The sequence below is a fragment of the Mucilaginibacter oryzae genome (assembly GCF_003148845.1).
Taxonomy (GTDB): Bacteria; Bacteroidota; Bacteroidia; order Sphingobacteriales; family Sphingobacteriaceae; genus Mucilaginibacter; species Mucilaginibacter oryzae.
The window spans coordinates 453,061-475,436 of sequence record NZ_QGHA01000004.1 but is presented as its reverse complement, the minus strand read 5'-3'; the positions used below and the strand labels follow the sequence as shown (position 1 = coordinate 475,436).

Below are 22,376 nucleotides of genomic sequence, written 5' to 3'. Positions count from 1 at the left end.
TGAAAGGGGGCAAAGTTAAATTTTTCTGTCACAATTACCATCCCTTAATTTGGTGCAATTGCCATAAAGGTTTAACGAGTGGTGTTTGATATCAAACTTTAAAATATCGCCCATCATGCTCTGGATCTGCTGGATGCGCGGATCACAAAACTCAACCACTTTGCCGCAATCAATACAAATGATGTGATCATGCTGTTTGTAGCCGTATGATTTTTCGAACTGGGCCATGTTTTTACCAAACTGGTGCTTGGTAACCAGATCGCATGATACCAGCAGCTCCAGTGTATTATACACGGTAGCACGGCTCACACGGTATTTTTTATTTTTCATGTGGATGTACAACGATTCCACATCAAAATGATCGGTACGGGAATAAATCTCTTCAAGTATGGCAAAACGCTCGGGTGTTTTACGCAAATTTTTATTTTCGAGGTAAGCCTCAAAAATCTTCTTAACCATGGGTATGGTATCCTGCTGTGGCATAATGTTATATTAACGTAGCAAAGTTATTAATTATTTATGGGAATAGGATTGTTAGAGTCAGGAAGTCAGGAAGTCAAGAATCAGGAAGCAAGAGTAATGAGTTTCGTCTTGTCTCTTAATTCTTGATTGCCTGCCTCTGTATTCCTTCCTCTTAATTTCCTGTTTCTCTACTCAGGACGCTTTCTCAATAGCCGAATCAAAACGGTTAACCGCTGTTACGCCCTTTACCTGTTTCAGGTTTTTGATCAGGGTATCCAGGTGGCCGGTATCATTTACATAAAGCATCAGCTGGCCTTCAAAAATACCGTTATCGCTATCAACAGTGATGGAGCGGATATTGATCTTAAAGTCGTTTGATATTACGGTAGTGAGCTTGTTGATCAGGCCAACCTCGTCAATACCGGTAATACGCAGGCCCGTAAGGAAGGCAAGTTCCTGCTGGTTGGTCCAGCGAGCTTTCACTATACGGTAGCCGTAATTAGCCATCAGCTTGGCCGCGTTAGGGCAGTTGGTACGGTGAATTTTGATACCATCGCTCACGGTAACAAAGCCAAAAACATCATCGCCCGGAATAGGGTTGCAGCAGTTGGCCAGCTTATAATCTATCTTCTGCATGTCCTCCCCAATCAATAAAATATCACTGTCTTTGGCTTTGATATTTTTAATGAGGGTTTGAACCTGCTCCTGGTCCATTTTGTCCTGCGGTTTGTTATCAACCACTTTTTCGGAGGCCAGGTATTCCTTCAGGTCTTTCATATCAATAATGCCTTTGGCAACATTGTAAAAAAGATCCTGGGTAGCCTGAAGTTTAAAAAAGTAGCTGATCTTCTGCAGGTTTTCAGAATTGTAAGTGATCTTGAGCGATTTCATTTTACGCTCCAGGATCTCCTTGCCGTCCTCGGCAATTTTACGTTTCTCCTCTTTTAAAGCCGATTTAATTTTGGCTTTAGCCTTGGCGGTAACCACAAAGTTCAGCCAATCTTCCTTAGGTGTTTGTTTGCCGGAGGTAATGATCTCTACCTGGTCGCCGTTTTGCAGTTTATAGCTTAACGGCACCAGTTTGTGGTTCACTTTGGCGCCTATACAGCTCGCACCTACATCGGTATGGATTTCGAACGCGAAATCGAGCGCGGTAGCGTTTAACGGTAACTGGATGAGCGCGCCCTTCGGCGTGAAAATAAAGATCTCATCGCTAAAGAGGTTCATTTTAAAGTCGTCGATGAAATCAAGCGCGTTACTGTCCGGGTTTTTCAGCATCTCGCGCACCTTGCTTACCCATTGGTCCAGGCCGCTGTCGGTGCTGGATTCTTTATATTTCCAATGCGCGGCAAAGCCCTTTTCGGCAATCTCATTCATGCGTTTGGTTCTGATCTGTACCTCAACCCATTGCCCCCGGGGGCCCATTACCGTAGTGTGTAATGATTCGTAACCGTTTGCTTTGGGTGATGAGATCCAGTCGCGAAGCCTGTCGGGGTTGGGGCGGTACTGGTCGGTAACTATCGAGTAAGCTTTCCAGCAGTCGGCTTTTTCATGCTCCTGGGGGCTATCCAAAATAATGCGGATGGCAAAAAGATCGTACACCTCTTCAAAAGGTATCGATTTCTTTTTCATCTTATTCCAGATGGAGTGGATAGATTTCGGGCGGCCAAATATATCGGCTTCCAGACCCTGGCTATGTAAAACCTTGTTGATAGGCTCGATAAAATCGCGGATAAACCGTTCGCGCTCCGTCTTTTTTTCGTTCAGTTTATTTTTGATGAACTGGTAGGTTTCCCGCTCCATGTATTTCATGGACAGATCTTCCAGTTCGGATTTTATGGCGTACAAACCCAGGCGGTGAGCGAGGGGAGCGTACAGGTACACCGTTTCTGACGAGAGTTTCAATTGCTTATCTCTCGGCATAAACTCCATGGTGCGCATGTTGTGCAGCCGGTCGGCCAGCTTAATGAGTATCACCCTCACATCATCGGCCAGGGTGAGCAGCATTTTACGAAAGTTTTCGGCCTGCAGCGAACTGTTGGTATCAAACACCCCCGAAATTTTGGTAAGCCCGTCAATGATTTTGGCAACTTTTTTGCCAAATTCCATTTCAATTTCATCCAATGTAACGCTGGTATCTTCAACCACATCATGCAGTAAGGCGCACACTATAGATGTGGTGCCCAGCCCAATTTCTTCGGCAGCTATCTGGGCAACGGCAATGGGGTGGTATATATAAGGTTCGCCGCTTTTACGGCGCATATCTTTATGGCTTTCAAGGGCCATATCAAAAGCCTTGCGTATCATGCGCTTATCGCCCTTTTGGAGGGTTGATTTACAGGCACGCAGCAAGGCGCGGTATCTTTTCAGTATCTCGTTCTTCTCGGCTTCCAGATCAATCACTAAGTCTTTCATGTACGGGGTATTAACGGTATAAAATTGTAAACACCCGGCAAATAAATATTATTGCGGGTATTAGTAAAATACCAAAAAAAATTACATTATTTTTGTTGTAAGTAAAAATATGAAATTTATTGGTTTTGTGTTGTTGTTCTGTTGTCTGCTTGGCGTTGCAAACGCCCAGACAACTGCGCCTGCCGTTACGCCTACGCCTCCATCTGTAAAACTTGGCAAAAATGATACCATCAAAACGGCTATGACTGTTTTAGATGGCGAACTGGTGCCATGGATTGTTGAGCCCGAGGTGAAAATTGTAGATACCCGCATTTTTGCCAGCGAAGCCGACAGGCTAAATTATCGTCGCCTGCGTTACAATGTGCTTAAAGTGTTGCCGTACGCGCGCTTTGCCGGGCAAAGATACCGCCAGCTGCAACGTGACCTTGCGGTTACTGCCGATAAGAAAACCCAAAAGGAGCTTGTAAGCAAGTGCGAAGACGAAATAAAAACCCTGTTTAATAAAGAAATAAAGAACCTGACAATTAGTCAGGGAGAGGTTTTGATCAAGTTGATTGATCGCGAAACGGGCCAAACAAGCTTTGCCATGGTTAAAGAACTGAAAGGCGGTTTTAAGGCATTCATGTTTCAATCAATAGCCAGCATATTTGGTCATAACCTTAAAGAAACTTACGACCGCGAGGAGCAGCGTGACATTGAGGCCATATTAACCCAGGCCGGTTACGACTCGACCAATAACTAATTAATGGATAATACAAGCATTTACCGCTTTAGCGTTCAAAAGCTAAACGGTGAAGAAACCGATCTTTCCGCGTATAAAGGTAAAGTACTGTTGATTGTAAATACCGCTTCACAATGCGGCTTTACCCCGCAGCTTAAAGAGCTTGCGGAATTGAAAAAGCAATTTGCGGGGCGCGATTTTGAGATCCTCGCATTCCCTTCTAACGATTTTGGCCAGCAGGAACCTTTAGACGGACAAGCCATCGGCGTGTTTTGTGAAAACTATGGCGCCAATTACCCGGTGTTTGATAAGATAAAAGTTAGGGGAGCCTACGCCCATCCGCTGTACCGGTTCTTTGCCGATAAGAAAGCGAATGGTAAACTGGCTTCAAGCCCCCGGTGGAATTTTCATAAGTTTTTAGTTGATCAGGAAGGCCATGTGGTTGATTTTTACTACCCTTTCACCAAGCCGCTGTCGTCAAAAATCAGGAAAAAGATTGACCGCCTGCTGACAGCCCCGGCTAAGCAATAACTTACCTTTGCGCCATGCTTAAATTAGATATACTGGTTTTATCCGTACATCCCGACGATGCGGAACTGGGCTGTGCCGGTACAATTTTAAAACATATAGCCCTCGGTTATAAAGTGGGTATTATTGATCTTACCCGCGGCGAACTGGGTACCCGCGGCTCGGCCGAGATCCGTAAACAGGAGGCTGAAGCAGCGGCGAAGATCCTGGGCCTTGCTGTGCGCGAAAACCTTGGTTTACCGGATGGCTTTTTTGAAAACACCCGCGAATACCAGATCAAGGTTATCGAAGCTATCCGTAAATATAAACCTGCAATTGTTATTACCAATGCCTATCATGATCGTCACCCCGATCATGGCCGGGCCAATCAACTGGTGGAGGCTTCGGCATTTCTGGCCGGGCTCAGAAAAATTGAAACGTATCACGGCAACGGCGAAGTTCAGGAAGCCTGGCGACCAGACCTGGTGATGCATTTCATACAGGATAACTATATAACGCCTGATATACTGGTAGACATTACCGAACACTGGGACAAAAAGATTGAAAGCATTTATGCTTATGGGTCGCAGTTTTACAACCCTGATTGGGAAGGGGAGCCGCAAACCTACATTTCAACTCCCGATTTTATTGAAATAGTTACAGGGCGTGCCCGGGAATTTGGTAAGGCAATTGGTGCTAAATATGCCGAAGGTTTTACAAGCAGGAAAATTTTAGGGGTAGATAACCTGTTTAATCTTAAGTAGGAATTTTTATACCGCTATTTGCAAAATAGCTGACCTGTTTCAGCAAAAAGAGCCTCCCTGTTTATCGGGGAGGCTCTTTTTAATATGTGGATATTAGATCTGTTTAAGCTTTAATATATTCAAAACGATTATTTTCGTTGCTTCTTTCTCTTCTGAGCTTATTTTCATTAGCCAGTTTTAAAAGGATCCCAGATAACTCGGAAGTTTTAAAGTCCGAATCATATTGCTCTTTGCAATAGTTCGCTATAGATGATATAGAGCGTTGACTATCAAAAAAATCGGTATTCAGCAGCTGGTTCAATATTTTAGTGGCACCTGGTTTTTTACGACCGGTAACTACCCCGTTTTCATCTTCCAAACGTAATTTGCGTCCTTTTTTGCTGAACAAATCGGCGCCTTCCGCATCCGTTTTTTCAGATTCAATCATTACCTCCAGTAGGCGATCAATAATCCGAACCTGTACTGCTTCTGATTTAAACGAATTTACAACTTCCGCAACCTCAATAAGTTGTTTTTTTAATTTCTCTATATGTTTACTCATAACAAATGGATAGAACTACGTTACTTAAAACGGGTTACAACAAATCTAATTGGAATAATAACAAAAAATATAGCGTATTTTGGAAAAAAAGTAGCGTATTTTAATATCTTTTGTATTTTGCAAATAATAGATGTGCTTTTGTCCTTATTAAATATTAGTTAACATCCAGTTGTGCACCCCGTAAAATGGGGCAATAACAAGGTTCTCTTTGTGAATAGTTACAGGGCGGCCGATATCTGATTTATCATATCCAGGCCTGTGTCAATATGGCTTTTTTCAATAATGAGCGCCGGGCGGAAACGTATGCTCTTCTCACCGCAACCAAGATACATAATATTATTATCAAATCCTCTTTTCAAGAAATTATCCCTTGTGTTTTTGTCAGGAAAATCAAAGGCGGTGAGCAATCCACGGCCGCGTACATTACTGATTACCGGGTTCCGCTGTGCTATTTCACTTAAACCTGCCCGCAGGTATTGGCCCATTGCCTCCGCGTTATCGCAAAGTTTATCCTCTTCAATAATCTCCAGTATTTTTGATGAACGTACCATATCAACCAAATTACCTCCCCAGGTTGAGTTAATACGCGATGATATTTTAAAAACATTATCCTCCACCTCATCAATACGGCGGCCTGCCAGTATGCCGCAAACCTGCATTTTTTTGCCAAAGGCTAAAATGTCCGGACGGGCTTTTTCGCCGAAGTGTTCATGGCACCAGAATTTACCGCTTAAGCCCACGCCGGTTTGCACCTCATCGTAAATTAATAAGGCCTCGTATTCGTCGGCCAGTTCGCGCAGTTTTTCCAAAAATTCCTTCCGCACATGGTTGTCCCCCCCTTCCGATTGGATGGGCTCGATAATGATGGCGCAAATATCATCCTTGTTATCGGCAAAGGCCTGCCTTATTTGTGCCACAGACAGCGCCTCGCGGTGCAGTAAATCATCGTGATTGGCATCACTGTACGGAAAATTGATATAAGGTACAGATACCCGAGGCCAGTCGAACTTGGCAAACCACTTGGTTTTATTGGGTACGGTATTGGTAAGGCTTAAGGTATAACCCGAACGGCCATGAAAGGCATGCTCAAAGTGGAGTACTTTAAAGCCTTTTTCTTTGGTGTAACCTTTGGCAAAGTTTTTTTGCACTTTCCAGTCCATAGCCACTTTAAGTCCGTTTTCAATAGCCAAAGCCCCGCCTGCAATAAAAAAAGCATGCGGTAAATAATCGGGAATACCTATACGGGCAAAGGTTTCAACAAACTGGGCGTACTGGGTAGTGTAAATATCCGAGTTTGAAGGGTTGGTTAAGGCCGCAAGCATCAGGTTTTTTTTAAACTCCTCGTCGTTTACCATTTTGGGGTGGTTATAACCCAGCGGCACCGAGGCGAAGCAGGTAAAAAAATCAAGTAATGTGCGGTTGTATTTGGCATCGTAAATATAAACACCCTTACTTTTTTCCATATCGAAAGTGAGGTCGAAGCCGTCGGCTAACACATGCTTCTGTAACGAAGCCTGCACGTTTTGCGGAGAAACAAGTAGGTTGTACATATCAAATTGGTTTGTTACAAATTTAATAAAAACTGCCTAAAATCAAAATTTAGGCAGTTTTTGAACCGATTGACCAAAAAGTAACTTTAAATTGTTTAAACTTACTTTTTGTACCAAACTCAAAAATGGTACACTTTGGCAAGCCGTATGTTTTTGAATAAATGGAGCAAAATCATCATTGTTTTCATTTTACGCCTCCTAAAAACCAAACCACTTGCCCGGCTTATATAGAGGTGGTGCCAGCGGAACAAAATTTGGGGTAACGCCTGGTGAGCATTGATGATTTTTTAAGAGCGATTTTATGAAGCCCGCTCAAACATACTTCAATGTTGATTGTATGTATCTTATAGCAATTAATCACCTCACCAGGAGTTTCCTTTCGATTAAATTCTTTTATTGGTTGGTTATTTTATTATTTAATTTAGCAGCACTGCATAATTAAAGTGGGGTACCAGTGAAAATATGGGAGTAGAACCATCGTCAGCCTATCAAACCAAAACAGCCTTAAAGGCAACGCTTGCCGGTACTGAAGCCTGGGACCTGCTCGAAGATTTGCCCATTGCGGTATATACCTGCGACAAGGATGGCTATATAGTTTCATTTAATAAAGCCGCCGTTGAGTTATGGGGAAGGCCACCACATATTGGTCGCGACAAGTGGTTTATGGATTGGAAGCTTTTTCGTACCGATGGCACCGTGCTGTCTTATGAACAATCGCCCATGGGGCGTACCCTGCAAACGGGTGTGGCTGTTATCGGCGAGGAGCTTATAATTGAACGCGGCGATCGCACCATCAGGTATATTTTACCTACCCCGCGGCCGCGTTTTAATGAAAAACAGGAACTGATTGGCGCGGTTAGCATGCTGGTTGATGTTACGGCGCAAAAAAGCCATGAGTCGCGAAAGGCGATGCTGGCCTCGATTATCGATTCGTCGGAAGACCCGATTATCAGTAAAACACTGGATGGGATAATTACCAGCTGGAATAATGCCGCGCAACGCCTGTTTGGCTACACGGAAGAAGAGATCATCGGAAAACATATTTTCCAGTTAATGCCCGAAGACAGGTATGATGAAGAAAAGCTTATCGTTTCAAAAATAAAAGCTAACGAACGCGTTGAACATTTTGAAACCGTACGCAAAGCCAAAAACGGCGATGAGGTGAGAATTTCACTTACCGTATCGCCCATGAGGGATAGCAACAACCGGGTAATTGGCGCCTCAAAAATAATACGGGATATACGCAGGCAAAAAGAGGCCGAAGAGCGTACGCGGCAATATGCCGAGCGGTTGGAGATTTTGAACACCATAGGGCAGGTGATCTCGGCCGAACTGGATATCCAGAACATCCTGCAAAAGGTTACCGATGCTACCACGCAACTCTGCGGCGCACAGTTCGGCGCTTTTTTTCATAACCTTATTGATGAAAAGGGCGAATCATATAAGCTGTTCACCTTATCGGGCGCCCCGCGTGAGGCTTTCGAAAACCTGGAGATGCCCCGTAATACAGCAGTTTTTCACCCTACGTTTAGCGGTGAGGGCGCGGTAAGGGTTGACGATATCACCAAAGATGCGCGTTACGGAAAAAATGATCCGCATTTTGGCAAACCTGCAGGGCATTTGCCGGTAGTGAGTTACCTGGCGGTGCCGGTGAGGGCAAAATCGGGCAAGGTGATAGGCGGCTTGTTTTTTGGCCACCCCGAACCGGCTAAGTTTACCCACGAGCATGAGCAGCTTGTGGTGGCCGTATCTGCCCAGGCAGCTGTTGCGCTTGACAACGCCAAACTTTACGAGGATATTAAGCAGCTTAACGAAAAAAAGGACGAGTTTATAGGTCTTGCCAGTCACGAATTGCGTACCCCCGTTACCAGCCTGAAAGGCTATCTGCAAATTATAGAACGGAATTTAGTAGCCGATGAAAAAAATAAGGTGCTTGTAGGCAAAGCGCTTGACCAGGTTGGTAAATTAACCACGCTGATATCGGATTTGCTGGATGTTACCAAAATTCAAACCGGTAAGCTCCCGTTTACTTATACCGGTTTTGATGTGGTGAGGCTGCTTACCGATTTACGCGAAATTTTGCAGCAAACCAACCCGTCGCACCGGCTTATTTTTAATATGCCATTTGAAACACTGTTTATAAACGGCGACAGCCAGCGTATTGAGCAGGTTATCATAAACCTGATCACCAACGCGGTTAAATATTCGCCTAAAGCCGATGAGGTAATCATTACGGCAGGTGTGAACGGCGATAAATTCAGGGTTTCGGTACAGGATTTTGGTATCGGTATCCAGCCCGATCAGTTAGATCGTGTTTTTTCGAGGTTTTACCGGGTCGAAAATCTGGCTTCACACATGTCGGGCCTGGGGATCGGCCTGTATATCTGCAATGAGATAGTAACCCGACACAACGGAAAATTATGGGTGGAAAGTGAGTATGGAAAGGGATCGACGTTTTATTTTGAAATACCGATCAATATGGATGCGTAATCTGAACCGGGATTTGGGAGGATTTTTGGATTACGGGATTTTGTTTCGCTTCTTTTGTCTGAACTCGAATTTGGGGGAATTATTAGAATTTATGGAATTTGCTAACCGCTTTAAAATTCTGGTAATTTCTTAATTCGATAAATTTCGGTTCAGACAAAATCAACGCAATCAAAAAGACCATCGGTCAAACTTTTCCTTCATCCCCAATAACCCCCAGATTCCGCCGCTGTGTACGGCTAAAATTTTGCTCCCCGGCTTAAACGCGCCTTTTTCAACCTGGTCAAATAACGCGTACATCATTTTGCCGGTATAAACCGGTTCAATCAGGATACCGGTGTCGGCCACAAACTTTTTAATGAAGTTGATCAGTTCATCGTTTGCTTTTCCATATCCCCCAAAATGGTAGCCGGTGTGAACGTTAAAATCAGCGGCGACTGTTAAAAACCTGTCGATCTCATTTTTAATGAAACCGCCGTTTTTAAATACAGGCACCGCATTAAATTTCGTTTTAAGCTGATGATTGCCTAAGCCGTTGATGATGCCTGCCGCCGTGGTGCCGGTTCCGCAGGCGCAAAAGATATGATCGTAGGTTTCGGGCAATTCATCTACCAGTTCGCTGCAACCCAAAGCCCCTTCGGCCGATGCTCCACCTTCATCAATAAAAAAAGCCTGCCCGTTGTTACCAAAAAATTGCTGAAACAATGCCGGTTTATCCCGATAGCTGTCCCTGTTGGTAAATTGCAGTTGCATCCCATGCAGACGGCATAAAAATAAGGTGTCGTTATCAACCTGCTCGCCCCGCACTATGCCGGTGCTTTTAAAGCCGAACCTGGCCGCCGCGGCAGCGGTTGCCAGCAGGTGATTGGAGTATGCGCCGCCAAAGGTTACCAGGTGTATTTTGTGCTGATGCTGTGCCCTTTTAAGTACGTATTTAAGTTTGCGCCATTTATTGCCCGATATCATGGGGTGGATCAGGTCATCGCGTTTAATTAAAACCTTCACCCCCCGGGCATCAAACATGGGGTTGCTGATGGGCTGTACGGGGCTGAAAATTTCCAGATCGATGTTCATAAAATAATATCGCCTTAATGCTATTGCAATATTACGCTTAACGAACCACAAAAAACGATTACTTTTGCGCCTCAAATGGCATACGAACCCGAACTTGTTGAACAGGAAGAACAGGACCTTTATGAACACCTGCGCATAGTTGTTGATAAGGGGCAGTCGCTTTTGCGTATTGATAAGTTTTTGATGCACCGGGTGGAGAATGCCTCGCGCAACCGCATCCAGAACGCCATTGAGCTGGGCAACGTGCTGGTGAACGATAAAACCATCAAATCCAGCTATAAAGTAAAACCCCTGGATGTGATCTCGGTGGTTTTGCCTCACCCGCCGCGCGATACGGAAGTATATCCGGAAAACATCCCCATCAATATTATTTATGAAGATGATGATGTGCTGGTGGTTGATAAGGAACCGGGCATGGTGGTACATCCCGGCTATAACAACTACACAGGTACGCTGGTAAACGCCCTGGTTTATCATTTTCAGCAGTTACCTACTCTGCCTGGTAATGATGGCAGGCCCGGCCTGGTACACCGTATTGATAAAGATACTTCGGGGTTACTGCTTATCAGTAAAAACGAACGCGCCATGACCTGGCTTGCTAAACAGTTTTTTGAGCATACCATTACCCGTAAATACATAGCGCTGGTTTGGGGCGATTTACCTGAAGATGGCACCGTAACCGGCTATATTGGCCGCAGTGTGGCCGATAGAAGGGTAATGTCGATATATGATGACCCGGAAAAAGGCAAATGGTCTGTAACGCACTATAAGGTTTTGGAGCGGATGGGCTATGTTACGCTGATAGAATGTCAGCTGGAAACCGGGCGTACCCACCAGATCAGGGCGCATATGCGGCATATTGGTCACCCGCTGTTTAGCGACGCTACTTACGGCGGCGATAAGATTTTAAAGGGTACCAGCTTCAGCAAGTACAAACAGTTTGTTGAAAACTGTTTCGCGCTGATGCCGAGGCAGGCGCTGCACGCGCAGACTTTAGGCTTTTTACACCCTACATTAAAAAAACAGGTGCACTTCGAATCGCCCCTACCGGCCGATTTTGAAGCTGTACTGGCCAAATGGCGAAGGTACAGCGATACCGACAACAGGGAATAATACGTTTAACAGAAACAGCCATTTAACAATTAACCAGCAGCCTTTAGATTATACCTGTTTATAACATGATGCCCGTATTCATCAATTTTAACGGCGAATATTTTCCGCAAAACACACCGCTGTTGAGCGTCGGTAACCGGGGCTTTAAATATGGCGACGGCCTGTTTGAAAGTATGCGGCTGATGAAGGGAAAACTGAAATTTGCCGAACTGCATGCCGACCGGCTGCAGCGCGGCATGAAAGCCCTCAAAATTGACGGGTACTCGCAAATGGATACCTGGTTTTTAAACGAGATAGTGACCGAACTGGCCCGCCGTAACAGAGTTAAGCATGGCAGGCTGCGCCTTACTGTTTACCGCGATGCCGAAGGCCTTTACACGCCAAGCCAAAACAAAATGGGTTACTGCCTGGAACTGAACCCCAGCGAGGAGCCCCGCTATTTTTTAAACGAGCGCGGGCTTATTATGGATGTTTTTGCCGATTTGCCCAAGCCATGTAATTACCTATCCAACATAAAAACCTGCAACTCGCTTATTTATGTGATGGCGGGCATCCATAAAACGCAAAACAGGCTTGATGATGTTTTTCTGTTGAACCAAAACGGCAATTTATGCGAGGCCAGCAGCTCCAATATCTTTATTAATTACCAAAATCATTTGTATACGCCTGCTTTAAGCGAGGGGTGTGTGGAAGGCGTAATGCGCCAGGTAGTGATTAAACTGGCCGAAGAAAACAATATCCCCCTAACCGAAGCCCAGATCAATCCCGATATTTTGTACGAAGCCGATGAGGTGTTTTTAACCAACGCTACCAGGGGCATCCAAACGGTAATGGGTTTTGGGGTGAGGCGCTATTTTAACAAGTACAGCAAGGTGCTGATGGATGAATTGAATAAGCTGTAGCAGCCCCACCCAACCCTGCCCGGAAGGGAGGGCTTTTAAAAACTCCAGAATGCAAATCAAAAGTCTCCCCTGCCGGGGGAGATTTAGAGGGGGCTGCTTACTTCTACTTTTATCGCTTCAGATATGCCGTCCCAAAGTGCTATACGGGCTTGTAAAGCTTCCTTCACAGCTTCGGTAGCTTCGGCCCATTTACTGTCGTCATCACCGCAAAGTTCGGCGGTCATCTGGTAGGCCAGTTGCGAGTGGTGGTCGCCGTCAACTTCAATATGGCGTTCAAGGTAGTAAAGCAGGATATCAACTTTGCCGGGCAACTGTCGGCTTAACTCTTTAACAATACTTATAAACATTTCAGGAATCAGGTCTTCTCGGCCAAAAGTAAATACCGCGGCCTGCAGGTAATCTTTATTGGTATTGATCACCTCGAAGGTATGCTGCACAAAGTTGCGGGCTGCAACCGGGATATCGGCAATAATTAAAGCTTCATCCACATGTTTGCCAAAGTGCAATTCGTTAAACAGGTTTTGGATGCCTTTCGCTTCACTGCCGGCCTGTTGCATAGCGCGCAAATACAACTCAAAATGACTTGCGCGGTTCCCCTGCTCGTCTACGTCGCTTTCCTCGCCGGCAACAATTTCGTTAATCAGGTAGCGGGTATTGGCGTTGCCGGTTGGCATCCATGGTGTAACGGTACAGGTAAGCCTTTGCTGCAAGGCCTTTAACAGCGACATAAAATCCCAAACGGCAAACACATGGTGCTCCATAAAAACAGTAAGCTCATCTAGCGAGCTAATGTTTTTATAAAGCGGATGATTGATGAGTTGATCGCGTAAAGGTTGGATGTCGTTTTTTAATGCTGCAATGCGGTTGCTGTGATCTGCCATACGTTCCCTTGATTTTTTGAAGGCAAAGATAAAGATTGACGTAGTAATGAGCAGGCTGAATGTTTGTTTTGACAGAACGGTGATGAGCCTAAGGCAATGGCAAAGCACAACTACGTTTGCCATACAATGGCAGAGTGATGCTTAACCCTTATTCGGGGCACAATCATTTTGAGTAATCGGTAGCAATGTTTTATATTCAACCATGAAAATTAATACCTTATTGCCCGCAATACTTTTATTTATCTGTACTGCCTGTAACAATGCCAAAAATGATAATACCCGGTTACGTAAAGATATTACTAAGTCGATACCGGATGATAGCACTGATCTTTCAGCCATAAAAGGTTCGAGAGGGGCTAACCTGATTGATGATATTTATGCTAACCAATTGCTAAAACGGCCCGAACTGCGCAAGTTGGAAGATTTGATCCGGCATTTTGATGACGGAGCCGCTGACAGCCTGAAACAGTTTGACATGTACAACGGGAAATCGTTGGAGTATTACAGGTCGGCAGGCGACCTTTTATTGAATATCAAAGACACTGTTTTGAGGGCTCATTTCAGGGAGATGATAGATCAAAGCCGACATAAGTACCAGGACACCATAAACCAGTTCTCAATTTTGGTAAACCATATTGATAGCAACAGGATAAAGGTGGGCGACTATCACCTTGCTTTAAAACTGGCCGTTACCTTGCCGATCATAGAGCGCTATCAATTTGAAAGTCTGCCGGATTTAAAAAGCGCGGCCAATCTCGCAAACGAAGCCCAGGGTTTAAAAGTAAAAGCGATGCAAATGGTTAGTAAAAACAGGGCTAATGAATAGATACCTCGCTTGTTGCCCGAGATTAGGTCAATAAGCTGCTGAGGGGGGGCGTACAGCTTAGCATAGCGCCCACAATCGGGGACGCTTGCGGTAGCGGATATAGCAAATGCTCAATTTTCTTTTTGAAGATGATCTATGAAAAAAATAAAAGAGATAATTTTTATTACGTTCTTAATTATTACGGGATGCTCAGTTAAGGATGTGCAAATTGACGACATGGTAATAAAGAGCAATATGTATTTTATATCCAATAACACCAATGTTCCATATACCGGCGTGGCCGTATCGAAATTTATCACCGGACAGGTTTCTGGCAAAACTTCGTTTTTAAACGGCGTTCCCAATGGAACGTGGTTTGCTTACGGATACAACAACGAAATTATTCAATCGGGAACCTATCAACCACATTTATTAAAATCCGGGGAGATTGGATCAATTGAGCACGCTATTCGAATGAATGTTTGCACAGTAAGAGAGGGAAATCAAACTTTCATTGACTTATATATCGTAACAAACAACAACAACGAATTTGACATAGAAAAAAAACAGCCTATGTTTAACATAGTAGTAGATAAGTTGAAAAAAGAGGGCTTAACTACGCGAACCGATTTGATTAATAAAATTCGCGTAGTAAAGATGGAGCTTTAGCGCAATACTCCCGCTACCGCAAGCGTCCTCGCTTGCGGTAGCGGGGCAATCTGGTTACTTAACAATTCAATACTATTCCTATGAAATACACATGGCATACGTGCATCAGCAAAGGATCGAACAATCTAAGGCAAGAGCATTTGCCTTAGATTCCGATAAATCACTTATCGATTTTTTTTAATTCAAAATAAACTTCTTTCGTTGTGCCGTTTTCAAATTTCATTACAATTCGACATGTACCTGGCGATTGAAATACAACACCGCTCCAACGAGATAAATATCTCATAACATTTTTCTCTCCAAATTTAAAGTTAAAATCGGAAGACTTTAAAAGCTCATCATTATTATATATAAATAATGTACCTGAGAACTGGTATATCTCTAAATCAGTTGCTTCTCTGTAAGCCAAAGCAAAGACTACAAATTTTTCAAGAGACAATGGAAAAGCAGTAGCAGATACTGAATCTATGATATTTATTAAAGATATCTTATTGCTATTATAATCTCTTAAACCCTCTTCTGCAACCAATAGCGATTGTAAATACATATTTAAAATATTTCAGTGTTTACTTTTAAATCTTTCTGGAAACTAATATTTTCAGACACTATATTATAATCACACACTTCAGATGAATTATTTGCGAAATATATAGAGGCAATTTTTTCAGCCCATCTCAACGGCGCATCCTTCAATTGTTTAAAGAAAAAGTTGACTTGCTCTGTAGGTTTAAATGTCAAAGCGATTATAAAAGAATATAGTAATGTTAAATCTTCTATTGTTCGCCTTTCCGTATTAACAATTGCCATAAAATCACTTACTATAGCATCAGTTGAATAACTGCTTGATAGAGTCGCGATAGAATCATTTTCTTTGTAGTGCTTATACAAATATGATGGTGTATTAGCAAAACTTAGATACTTCATTAAAGTACTTAAGTCCAATTGTTCTTTATTTGTATTCATAATTTACACCTATAATATTTAATATCCGTATTGGAGTATGGAGTTAAGTATACGGAATGTATTACTTCTGACGTAATTCCCCATTTACTTATTACAAATGGCACTACTGGTTGTATATCTCGTTGCACTGAAATGACAAAACCAGAGTGTTCTGCGTCACCATTTTTTTTATCGTACCATACGGCAATATCTCCCGCTAAAACGTCTCCCAACTGAATCTCATGAAACTCATCATCCATTAATATTTTCTTAACCTCTTCTGCATCATATATCCCTGTCCTTCTACTTGCAAATGTCATTCCATGGCAGTTATAACAATCTGACGGTGATGTTTTGAAAATGAGTTCAGGATATTGTTTCTTTAGACCTTCCATTTGAGCCTTAAATAAAGGCGTCTCCTCCAACCCCGTATACTGCTCGTTATCAATTAAATTACTCTTACTAGTGTATAAGGTAATTTCCTTTTTATCTTTTTTTACTGTAAAGCTTAGGATCATTATTGATCCAAACATAATGATAAATGTCTATTAAATGTACTACTAATAATACAAAAATGTATATTAATCCTATAAATATTCTTTTATAGTACATAGAGCAAAACACTTGCTTCTTGCTCTTCTTAAAAATCATCTTTATTGATAATCGTGATAATATCGATTCAATAAATATATCCGTCCTCTTTTTATCATTCAACCGTATCTTTACTTTGTCATAACTAAAAAAACCGCTACTTTTGTGCGGCCTTAAAAACAATATTATTTTGTCCAAACAAATGCCCGAGCAACATCTACCGGAATCCATATTTAATCAGCTTGATGCTTTCGGGCACAAAAAAGTTGTTTTCTGCTCCGACCCGGATACCAACCTGAAAGCGATTATCGCTATTCATGATACTACCCTGGGCCCTGCCTTTGGCGGTGTGCGCATGTGGGCCTATCGTACCGAGGGTGAAGCATTGGACGATGTGCTGCGTTTGGCCAAAAGCATGACTTATAAGGCGGCCATTGCAGGCCTTAACCTGGGCGGCGGTTATTCGGTAATTATCGGCGATTCGCGCCAGGGCAAAACCGAAGCTTTACTGCGCAAATTCGGCCGGTTTGTAAAAAACCTGAACGGCGAATTTATTGCTGCCGAAGACGTGGGCACCAACCCGCGCGACATGGAGTACATTAAAATGGAAACCACCCATGTTACCGGCGCACCCGAAAATATTGGCGGCAGCGGCGACCCATCGCCTATCACAGCCCTCGGCGTATTGATGGGCATTAAAGCCTGCACCCGCGAAATGTACGGTAGCGACAGCTTAACCGGCAAATCGGTTATTGTACAGGGTATTGGTCACGTTGGCGAAAACCTGGTACGTTTACTGCGCGATGAAAATGTAAAGGTTTACGCCAGCGATATTAACGAGGAGCGCGTAATACAGATAGCCAAAAAATATGGCGCCGAGGCGGTATCAAACAACACCATTTTTGATATCGATGCCGATATTTACGCGCCATGCGCTATGGGCGGCACGGTTAACAGCCAAACCATCGGTAAATTGAAATGCGGTATCATAGCGGGCTCGGCCAATAACCAGCTGCGGGATGAGGCCGAACACGGGCAAATGCTGGTTGATAAGGGCATCCTGTTTGCACCCGATTATGTAATTAACGCGGGCGGCATCATCACCGGTTATTCCGAGTTGATGAATTTTAACAGGAAACGCACGCTTCAGCTTACCGAAAATATTTACGAAGCCACGCGCAACGTATTAAAGCTATCAAAAGCCGAAAATATTTCAACCATTAACGCGGCCAATAAAATTGCCGAAAAACGCATTGAAGACATCCGCAAGGTAAAATCATCCTATTAAACACAATTAATTAGTTATATCACCGTTTGCCATCAAGGCAACCAAAATCGTTCTTACAAAAATGTTAAACAGAAGGCACCTCCGGGTAAAAGTACTACAGGCACTGTACGCGTATCACCAATCGGATACGAAAGATGTTAAACTTTTCGAAAAAAACATGCTCCATAGCATCGATCAGGTTTACGAAATGTATATCTGGATGCTCTCGCTGATTGGGGAAGTGGTAAGTTTTTCAGAAAACGACGCACAGGAACGTGCCAACAAACACCTGCCCACCGCCGAAGACCTGAACCCCAACCTTAAAATTATCACCAACAGGTTTATAGTTAGCCTTAATGATAACAAAGAGTACATACAGGCTAAGAAAAAGTACAAGGTTGACTGGAATTTTGAACCCGAACTGGCCAAAACCCTTTTCATCACCCTCCGCAATTCGCCCGAGTATGCAGAATATCTTGCCAAAACCGGCGATACCCTGCAAACCGACAAAGACATCATCAAATTCATTTTCAAAAAAGTGATCCTGAAATCATCGCTGGCCGAACAGGTTTTTGAGGATATGTTTATTTTTTGGCCGGTTGATAAGGATGTTTTACAGGCATTGATAGCCAAAACGTTCAAAAACTTCTCGCACGATGATTACAAGCTTAACCACCTGGCCGAAATTACCGGCAACTGGGTTGAAGACCGCGAGTTTGTAGTGAACCTGTTTCAGCAAAGTGTGCGGTACGATGGCGCTTACCAGGAGCTGATTGCCGCCAAAACCCAAAACTGGGAGCCCGAGCGTATTGCCATGATGGATACACTGCTGATGAAAATGGCTATTACCGAGTTTATTAACTTTAATTCGATACCGGTTAAGGTGACTATTAACGAGTACCTGGAGATTTCGAAAGAGTTTAGTACACCTAAAAGTAATTCATTTATAAACGGTATCTTAGACAAGATTTTGATTGAGCTGAAAGCCGAAAATAAGATCAAAAAAATTGGCCGCGGCCTTATAGAATAATCTGAAAAATGAAAAAACTGTTTTTAAGTTTAGTTGCAGCAGGCATGTTACTGGCAGCCTGCAATGGCACCGGGAGCGGCAGCAAAGCAGATAGCAGCGCTACGGCACAGGCAGATAGCAGCGCCAAAGCGGCCAACGCGCCGGTGGTGAAATTTGAAAAAGAAAGCCACGATTTTGGCAAGATTACCGAAGGCGATACCACGCATTACGATTTTAAATTTACCAATACCGGTAAATCGCCGTTGATTATTACCAACGCGCGTGCTACCTGCGGCTGCACTACCCCAACCTGGCCTAAAAGCCCGGTTAAACCCGGCGAAAGCGCTGTTATAGGCGTTACCTTTAACAGTGCCGGCAAAAGCGGTTTGCAGGATAAACAAATTACGGTTACCGCCAACACCATTCCCGCCGAAACGATGGTACACCTGATAGGCGAGGTATTAAAAAAGAAATAATTAATTTAAACAATGATAGCTACTATTTTATTAGAGGCAGGCGGTTTTGGTCAGTATGGCCAGCTGGTACCCATGGTGTTGATCATCGTGGTGTTTTACTTTTTCATGATCCGCCCGCAGGTTAAAAAACAAAAAGACCAAAAAAAATACGTTGAAGAATTAAAAACAGGTGATAAAGTAGTGACTACTGCCGGTATTCACGGCCGTATTATCGCTGTTAACGATACTACTTTTTTAGTTGAGGTTGATAACGGCAAAATCCGCTTTGATAAATCAGCTATCTCGCTCGAGGCATCAAAAGCGCTGAATACGCCGCCGGTTGAGAAAAAAGCATAGTTTTGTTTAGGTGAAAGGGAAAAGGTTAAAGGCGAAAGGTAGAAGCTTATCGTTTTGAACCTTAAACACTCCTTACATAAAACAAACAGGATGAAAGGTTAAAGGAAAAGGGAAACACTAAAGTGGAAAACCTTTCACCTTTAACCTTTCGCCTTTAACCTTAAAAAATAATGGCAATAGTAAAATTATCGGCAACAGAACGGAGGCGGCTATCGGTATTTTTTACCTGTTTGGCCGTGGCTGTTGTAGCCTGGATTTTTACTACCCTTTCTGATCCTATTCCCTACACCATCCGCGAGGTGCTGATATTTAAAAACGCTCCTCAAAAGCGCGCTTTTCATTCGCTGCAGCCCGATACGGTTGACGTTACCATTAAGGGCACCGGCTGGCAAATGCTTTTTTCAAAAATCAATAACGATAGCAAACCGCTTACCGTTGATCTGCACACGCTCGAAAACCATAATTACGTGGTTTTAAGCAGCCAGTTAAAACAAATTAACGCGGGTAAGGAAGGTGTGAGCCAGATCATCTCTATCGATCCGGATACCTTGTATTTTGATTTCAGTAACCGCCTGGTAAAAAAAGTACCTGTGGAACTGGTAACCGGGATAGTTTATCAAAAACAGTTTGCCATATCGGGTAATATCACGGTGAAACCGGCATACGTTACCGTGAGCGGCCCGGTTGAACGGCTGAAGGATATCACTTCGTGGAAAACAGATTCGCTTAAATTAACCGGTATTAACGAAACGATTAATACCCGGGTAAACCTGCAGCCCAGCAAAGAGGGAAACCTGAACGTTTACCCCAGATCGGTACAGGCCATTATACCGGTTGATGAGTTTACCGAAAAAACACTCGAGATCCCGGTAAAGCTGCTCCATAATAATTACGCGGATGTAAAGGTATTTCCGCAAAAGGTAAAGATCACTTTTACCACATCGTTAAGCAGGTACCCCGATATGGACGAAGATCTTTTTGAAGCTACCGCCGACCTGGATTTGTGGCGCGATAAAGGTTACAGCACCTTGCCGGTAAAGCTGATCCGAGTGCCCCCGTTTTGTAAAATAGTAAAAGTTGAACCCGGCAACATCGATTTCATCATCACCAAATAATGCTTAAAGTAGGTTTAACAGGTAATATAGGCAGCGGCAAAACAACCATAGCCAAGGTATTTGAATTGCTTGGCGTACCGGTTTTTTATGCCGATGACGAAGCTAAAAAGGTAATGGTTACCGATGATGTACTTATTGCAGGTATTAAACAGGCTTTTGGCAACGAGGCTTATAGGGGTGATGGCAGCCTGAACCGTAAATACATCTCCAACATAGTTTTCAACAACAAGGCCGAACTTGATAAGCTGAACGCGCTGGTACATCCCGCCGTATTCAGGGCTTTTGAACAATTTGACGGGCTGCACCAGGCCGCACCCTACGTAATTCGGGAGGCTGCTATCTTGTTTGAAAGCGGATCGTATAAAATGTGCGACCGGGCTATTATGATCACCGCCCCGCTCGAAACCCGGATTAACCGTGTAATGCTTCGCGATAAGTTAAGCCGCGCCGATGTGGAAAGCCGCGAGGCCCGCCAGATGCCCCAGGATGAAAAAGTAAAACTGGCCAATGATGTAATTATCAACGACGGAAAGCAGTTGGTAATACCGCAGATACTGCGTTTACACGAGCTTTACCTGTCACTCTCCCGCAATTAATGATACTCGACGATTTTGTTTACTTTGATGATAAAGGCCTGTACTGTAAATACGGCGATTTCTATCTCGACCCGCAACAACCGGCCAAAACGGCTATCATATCACACGCCCATGCTGATCATGCCGTAAGCGGTAACACCAATGTATATTGCACCAGGGCTACGGCAAGCATTATGCAACTGAGATATGACCGTACAGCAGCCAGGGTTTTCCACATAGCGGAGTTTAACCGGCCATTTGTGGTTGGCGGCGTAACCATAACCCTTGTGCCGGCAGGGCACATGCTCGGCTCGGCTCAGATCCTGATGGAATACCGGGGCGCGCGCTACCTTTATACCGGCGATTACAAGCTGCAGCCAGATGCCACCTGCGAGCCTGTGGAATGGGTTACCGCTGATGTATTGATTACAGAAAGCACTTTTGCTGATCCCGCTGTGATCCATCCCGATCCGGTTGCCGAGATCATAAAGATAAATGATATTAAAGTAAACATCCTGTTGGGCGCTTACGCGCTTGGCAAAAGCCAGCGGCTAATTAACCTGATAACCGAACATGCGCCGCAAAAAAAGATCCTGGTGCACCATAAAATAATGCCTATCAATCTTATTTATGAAAAGATGGGTTTCCCGCCGGGTAAATACCAGGTTTACGGGCGTAAACTAATGAAGGTTCAGGATGAATTTGTGTATGTCGTTCCGCCTTTTACTTTTGATAGTTACATCAGGGCTACGGGAGTAAAACGGTTGTTTGCTTCCGGGTGGAAAAATTTACAGGTTAACAACCAGGACACCTTATTTATATCCGACCATGTAGACTGGAACGATATCCTGCAAACCATAGCCCAAACCCAACCCCAACAGGTTTGGACGCTTCATGGCAAGGGCGAACACCTGCGGGCTTATCTAAAAGATGATATCTTTGTAAAAATACTGAATTGATGTTGCAGGAGGGTGCCGATTACTATATTAACGACGATGGCAATTTTGTTTTTACAGCCCAATACCATTTAAAGCGCGGCTACTGCTGCAAAAACAAATGCCTGCACTGCCCCTGGAATTATGGCAGGCCGCCATTAACCCAATCTGAAACCGGTGCAGCGGATAACGGGTCAACAAATCCATGTTAAATTAAAAATAATTAAACATATTTGTAT

General features: G+C 43.8%; 25 protein-coding genes. 16 read left to right on the top strand and 9 right to left on the bottom strand.

What is annotated here, in order from left to right; translation table 11 throughout:
• Nucleotides 1–15: 15 nt before the first annotated feature.
• Together LX99_RS13910 and LX99_RS13905 are read right to left on the bottom strand one after the other, a co-directional pair.
• Nucleotides 16–483, bottom strand: coding sequence for a Fur family transcriptional regulator (locus LX99_RS13910; protein WP_022833703.1), 468 nt, complete (start codon nucleotides 481–483; stop codon nucleotides 16–18).
• A 171-nt stretch (nucleotides 484–654) separates the two neighbouring features.
• Nucleotides 655–2,877: a RelA/SpoT family protein gene (locus LX99_RS13905; protein ID WP_022833702.1), complete on the bottom strand. Its 2,223-nt coding sequence runs from the start codon at nucleotides 2,875–2,877 to the stop codon at nucleotides 655–657.
• 109 nt (nucleotides 2,878–2,986) lie between these two features.
• On the opposite strand from LX99_RS13905, the gene LX99_RS13900 reads away from it, so the two are divergent.
• Genes LX99_RS13900 through bshB1 form a run of 3 tightly spaced genes read left to right on the top strand, consistent with a single transcriptional unit; the run spans nucleotide 2,987 to nucleotide 4,869 of the window.
• Entirely contained in the window at nucleotides 2,987–3,619 is a 633-nt protein-coding gene (locus tag LX99_RS13900) for a DUF4294 domain-containing protein (protein WP_109608414.1), read from the top strand.
• 3 nt (nucleotides 3,620–3,622) lie between these two features.
• Nucleotides 3,623–4,129: a glutathione peroxidase gene (locus LX99_RS13895; RefSeq protein WP_109608413.1), complete on the top strand. Its 507-nt coding sequence runs from the start codon at nucleotides 3,623–3,625 to the stop codon at nucleotides 4,127–4,129.
• 14 nt (nucleotides 4,130–4,143) lie between these two features.
• The gene (bshB1, locus tag LX99_RS13890) at nucleotides 4,144–4,869 is read left to right on the top strand and encodes a bacillithiol biosynthesis deacetylase BshB1 (RefSeq protein ID WP_109608412.1); all 726 of its coding nucleotides are present in this window, start codon (nucleotides 4,144–4,146) and stop codon (nucleotides 4,867–4,869) included.
• Nucleotides 4,870–4,972: 103 nt separating this feature from the next.
• Here bshB1 and LX99_RS13885 read toward each other — a convergent pair whose 3' ends face one another.
• Both LX99_RS13885 and lat read right to left on the bottom strand, forming a co-directional pair.
• Nucleotides 4,973–5,410: a hypothetical protein gene (locus LX99_RS13885; RefSeq protein WP_109608411.1), complete on the bottom strand. Its 438-nt coding sequence runs from the start codon at nucleotides 5,408–5,410 to the stop codon at nucleotides 4,973–4,975.
• Nucleotides 5,411–5,628: 218 nt separating this feature from the next.
• Entirely contained in the window at nucleotides 5,629–6,960 is a 1,332-nt protein-coding gene (lat, locus tag LX99_RS13880; RefSeq protein ID WP_109608410.1) for an L-lysine 6-transaminase, read from the bottom strand.
• Nucleotides 6,961–7,422: 462 nt separating this feature from the next.
• On the opposite strand from lat, the gene LX99_RS13875 reads away from it, so the two are divergent.
• Nucleotides 7,423–9,450 carry a PAS domain S-box protein gene (locus LX99_RS13875; protein ID WP_109608409.1) on the top strand — a complete coding sequence of 676 codons (2,028 nt, stop codon included), beginning with the start codon at nucleotides 7,423–7,425 and terminating at the stop codon, nucleotides 9,448–9,450.
• 168 nt (nucleotides 9,451–9,618) lie between these two features.
• Here the strand turns inward: LX99_RS13875 and LX99_RS13870 are convergent, their stop codons facing one another.
• Nucleotides 9,619–10,521: a 1-aminocyclopropane-1-carboxylate deaminase/D-cysteine desulfhydrase gene (locus LX99_RS13870; protein WP_109608408.1), complete on the bottom strand. Its 903-nt coding sequence runs from the start codon at nucleotides 10,519–10,521 to the stop codon at nucleotides 9,619–9,621.
• Between the two features lie 75 nt (nucleotides 10,522–10,596).
• On the opposite strand from LX99_RS13870, the gene LX99_RS13865 reads away from it, so the two are divergent.
• Together LX99_RS13865 and LX99_RS13860 are read left to right on the top strand one after the other, a co-directional pair.
• Complete coding sequence (locus tag LX99_RS13865) at nucleotides 10,597–11,634, top strand: RluA family pseudouridine synthase (protein WP_109608407.1); 1,038 nt, start codon at nucleotides 10,597–10,599, stop codon at nucleotides 11,632–11,634.
• 65 nt (nucleotides 11,635–11,699) lie between these two features.
• A complete protein-coding gene (locus LX99_RS13860) occupies nucleotides 11,700–12,536 on the top strand; it encodes an aminotransferase class IV (RefSeq protein WP_109608406.1) in 837 nt (278 codons plus the stop codon).
• Nucleotides 12,537–12,619: 83 nt separating this feature from the next.
• Here the strand turns inward: LX99_RS13860 and LX99_RS13855 are convergent, their stop codons facing one another.
• Entirely contained in the window at nucleotides 12,620–13,417 is a 798-nt protein-coding gene (locus tag LX99_RS13855) for a DUF3050 domain-containing protein (RefSeq protein ID WP_109608405.1), read from the bottom strand.
• Between the two features lie 202 nt (nucleotides 13,418–13,619).
• Here LX99_RS13855 and LX99_RS13850 point away from each other — a divergent pair, with 202 nt between their 5' ends.
• Together LX99_RS13850 and LX99_RS13845 are read left to right on the top strand one after the other, a co-directional pair.
• Complete coding sequence (locus LX99_RS13850) at nucleotides 13,620–14,243, top strand: hypothetical protein (protein ID WP_109608404.1); 624 nt, start codon at nucleotides 13,620–13,622, stop codon at nucleotides 14,241–14,243.
• Between the two features lie 135 nt (nucleotides 14,244–14,378).
• Nucleotides 14,379–14,891 carry a hypothetical protein gene (locus tag LX99_RS13845; protein WP_109608403.1) on the top strand — a complete coding sequence of 171 codons (513 nt, stop codon included), beginning with the start codon at nucleotides 14,379–14,381 and terminating at the stop codon, nucleotides 14,889–14,891.
• Nucleotides 14,892–15,051: 160 nt separating this feature from the next.
• On the opposite strand, the gene LX99_RS13840 is transcribed toward LX99_RS13845, so the two are convergent.
• From LX99_RS13840 to LX99_RS13830, 3 genes are read right to left on the bottom strand one after another with little or no spacing between them, the layout of a single operon-like run.
• The gene (locus tag LX99_RS13840) at nucleotides 15,052–15,438 is read right to left on the bottom strand and encodes a DUF6941 family protein (protein WP_109608402.1); all 387 of its coding nucleotides are present in this window, start codon (nucleotides 15,436–15,438) and stop codon (nucleotides 15,052–15,054) included.
• A 2-nt stretch (nucleotides 15,439–15,440) separates the two neighbouring features.
• Nucleotides 15,441–15,854 carry a hypothetical protein gene (locus LX99_RS13835; protein ID WP_109608401.1) on the bottom strand — a complete coding sequence of 138 codons (414 nt, stop codon included), beginning with the start codon at nucleotides 15,852–15,854 and terminating at the stop codon, nucleotides 15,441–15,443.
• Nucleotides 15,851–16,366, bottom strand: a complete 516-nt coding sequence (locus tag LX99_RS13830; protein ID WP_109608400.1) for a hypothetical protein — start codon at nucleotides 16,364–16,366, stop codon at nucleotides 15,851–15,853. The genes LX99_RS13835 and LX99_RS13830 overlap by 4 nt, the downstream gene beginning before the upstream one ends.
• Nucleotides 16,367–16,626: 260 nt before the next feature.
• Here LX99_RS13830 and LX99_RS13825 point away from each other — a divergent pair, with 260 nt between their 5' ends.
• From LX99_RS13825 to LX99_RS13790, 8 genes are all read left to right on the top strand, one after another.
• Nucleotides 16,627–17,712, top strand: a complete 1,086-nt coding sequence (locus LX99_RS13825) for a Glu/Leu/Phe/Val family dehydrogenase (RefSeq protein ID WP_109608476.1) — start codon at nucleotides 16,627–16,629, stop codon at nucleotides 17,710–17,712.
• A gap of 61 nt (nucleotides 17,713–17,773) precedes the next feature.
• Entirely contained in the window at nucleotides 17,774–18,721 is a 948-nt protein-coding gene (locus tag LX99_RS13820; protein WP_109608399.1) for a transcription antitermination protein NusB, read from the top strand.
• An 8-nt stretch (nucleotides 18,722–18,729) separates the two neighbouring features.
• On the top strand, nucleotides 18,730–19,176 hold the full coding sequence (locus LX99_RS13815) for a DUF1573 domain-containing protein (protein WP_109608398.1): 447 nt from the start codon (nucleotides 18,730–18,732) through the stop codon (nucleotides 19,174–19,176).
• Nucleotides 19,177–19,188: 12 nt separating this feature from the next.
• Nucleotides 19,189–19,512, top strand: coding sequence for a preprotein translocase subunit YajC (yajC, locus tag LX99_RS13810; protein ID WP_109608397.1), 324 nt, complete (start codon nucleotides 19,189–19,191; stop codon nucleotides 19,510–19,512).
• Between the two features lie 170 nt (nucleotides 19,513–19,682).
• Nucleotides 19,683–20,627, top strand: a complete 945-nt coding sequence (locus LX99_RS13805; RefSeq protein WP_109608396.1) for a CdaR family protein — start codon at nucleotides 19,683–19,685, stop codon at nucleotides 20,625–20,627.
• Entirely contained in the window at nucleotides 20,627–21,223 is a 597-nt protein-coding gene (gene coaE, locus LX99_RS13800; RefSeq protein ID WP_109608395.1) for a dephospho-CoA kinase, read from the top strand. Before LX99_RS13805 ends, coaE begins: the two co-directional genes overlap by 1 nt.
• Complete coding sequence (locus LX99_RS13795; RefSeq protein ID WP_109608394.1) at nucleotides 21,223–22,161, top strand: MBL fold metallo-hydrolase; 939 nt, start codon at nucleotides 21,223–21,225, stop codon at nucleotides 22,159–22,161. Before coaE ends, LX99_RS13795 begins: the two co-directional genes overlap by 1 nt.
• Nucleotides 22,161–22,349 carry a DUF5522 domain-containing protein gene (locus tag LX99_RS13790; RefSeq protein ID WP_109608393.1) on the top strand — a complete coding sequence of 63 codons (189 nt, stop codon included), beginning with the start codon at nucleotides 22,161–22,163 and terminating at the stop codon, nucleotides 22,347–22,349. The genes LX99_RS13795 and LX99_RS13790 overlap by 1 nt, the downstream gene beginning before the upstream one ends.
• Nucleotides 22,350–22,376: the final 27 nt, after the last annotated feature.

Excerpts from the sequence above, each read along its gene's own strand:
- LX99_RS13910 (WP_022833703.1), bottom strand. The coding sequence starts at position 483 with ATGCCACAGCAGGATACCATACCCATGGTTAAGAAGATTTTTGAGGCT.
- LX99_RS13905 (WP_022833702.1), bottom strand. The coding sequence starts at position 2,877 with ATGAAAGACTTAGTGATTGATCTGGAAGCCGAGAAGAACGAGATACTG.
- LX99_RS13900 (WP_109608414.1), top strand. The coding sequence starts at position 2,987 with ATGAAATTTATTGGTTTTGTGTTGTTGTTCTGTTGTCTGCTTGGCGTT.
- LX99_RS13895 (WP_109608413.1), top strand. The coding sequence starts at position 3,623 with ATGGATAATACAAGCATTTACCGCTTTAGCGTTCAAAAGCTAAACGGT.
- bshB1 (WP_109608412.1), top strand. The coding sequence starts at position 4,144 with ATGCTTAAATTAGATATACTGGTTTTATCCGTACATCCCGACGATGCG.
- LX99_RS13885 (WP_109608411.1), bottom strand. The coding sequence starts at position 5,410 with ATGAGTAAACATATAGAGAAATTAAAAAAACAACTTATTGAGGTTGCG.
- lat (WP_109608410.1), bottom strand. The coding sequence starts at position 6,960 with ATGTACAACCTACTTGTTTCTCCGCAAAACGTGCAGGCTTCGTTACAG.
- LX99_RS13875 (WP_109608409.1), top strand. The coding sequence starts at position 7,423 with ATGGGAGTAGAACCATCGTCAGCCTATCAAACCAAAACAGCCTTAAAG.
- LX99_RS13870 (WP_109608408.1), bottom strand. The coding sequence starts at position 10,521 with ATGAACATCGATCTGGAAATTTTCAGCCCCGTACAGCCCATCAGCAAC.
- LX99_RS13865 (WP_109608407.1), top strand. The coding sequence starts at position 10,597 with ATGGCATACGAACCCGAACTTGTTGAACAGGAAGAACAGGACCTTTAT.
- LX99_RS13860 (WP_109608406.1), top strand. The coding sequence starts at position 11,700 with ATGATGCCCGTATTCATCAATTTTAACGGCGAATATTTTCCGCAAAAC.
- LX99_RS13855 (WP_109608405.1), bottom strand. The coding sequence starts at position 13,417 with ATGGCAGATCACAGCAACCGCATTGCAGCATTAAAAAACGACATCCAA.
- LX99_RS13850 (WP_109608404.1), top strand. The coding sequence starts at position 13,620 with ATGAAAATTAATACCTTATTGCCCGCAATACTTTTATTTATCTGTACT.
- LX99_RS13845 (WP_109608403.1), top strand. The coding sequence starts at position 14,379 with ATGAAAAAAATAAAAGAGATAATTTTTATTACGTTCTTAATTATTACG.
- LX99_RS13840 (WP_109608402.1), bottom strand. The coding sequence starts at position 15,438 with ATGTATTTACAATCGCTATTGGTTGCAGAAGAGGGTTTAAGAGATTAT.
- LX99_RS13835 (WP_109608401.1), bottom strand. The coding sequence starts at position 15,854 with ATGAATACAAATAAAGAACAATTGGACTTAAGTACTTTAATGAAGTAT.
- LX99_RS13830 (WP_109608400.1), bottom strand. The coding sequence starts at position 16,366 with ATGTTTGGATCAATAATGATCCTAAGCTTTACAGTAAAAAAAGATAAA.
- LX99_RS13825 (WP_109608476.1), top strand. The coding sequence starts at position 16,627 with ATGCCCGAGCAACATCTACCGGAATCCATATTTAATCAGCTTGATGCT.
- LX99_RS13820 (WP_109608399.1), top strand. The coding sequence starts at position 17,774 with ATGTTAAACAGAAGGCACCTCCGGGTAAAAGTACTACAGGCACTGTAC.
- LX99_RS13815 (WP_109608398.1), top strand. The coding sequence starts at position 18,730 with ATGAAAAAACTGTTTTTAAGTTTAGTTGCAGCAGGCATGTTACTGGCA.
- yajC (WP_109608397.1), top strand. The coding sequence starts at position 19,189 with ATGATAGCTACTATTTTATTAGAGGCAGGCGGTTTTGGTCAGTATGGC.
- LX99_RS13805 (WP_109608396.1), top strand. The coding sequence starts at position 19,683 with ATGGCAATAGTAAAATTATCGGCAACAGAACGGAGGCGGCTATCGGTA.
- coaE (WP_109608395.1), top strand. The coding sequence starts at position 20,627 with ATGCTTAAAGTAGGTTTAACAGGTAATATAGGCAGCGGCAAAACAACC.
- LX99_RS13795 (WP_109608394.1), top strand. The coding sequence starts at position 21,223 with ATGATACTCGACGATTTTGTTTACTTTGATGATAAAGGCCTGTACTGT.
- LX99_RS13790 (WP_109608393.1), top strand. The coding sequence starts at position 22,161 with ATGTTGCAGGAGGGTGCCGATTACTATATTAACGACGATGGCAATTTT.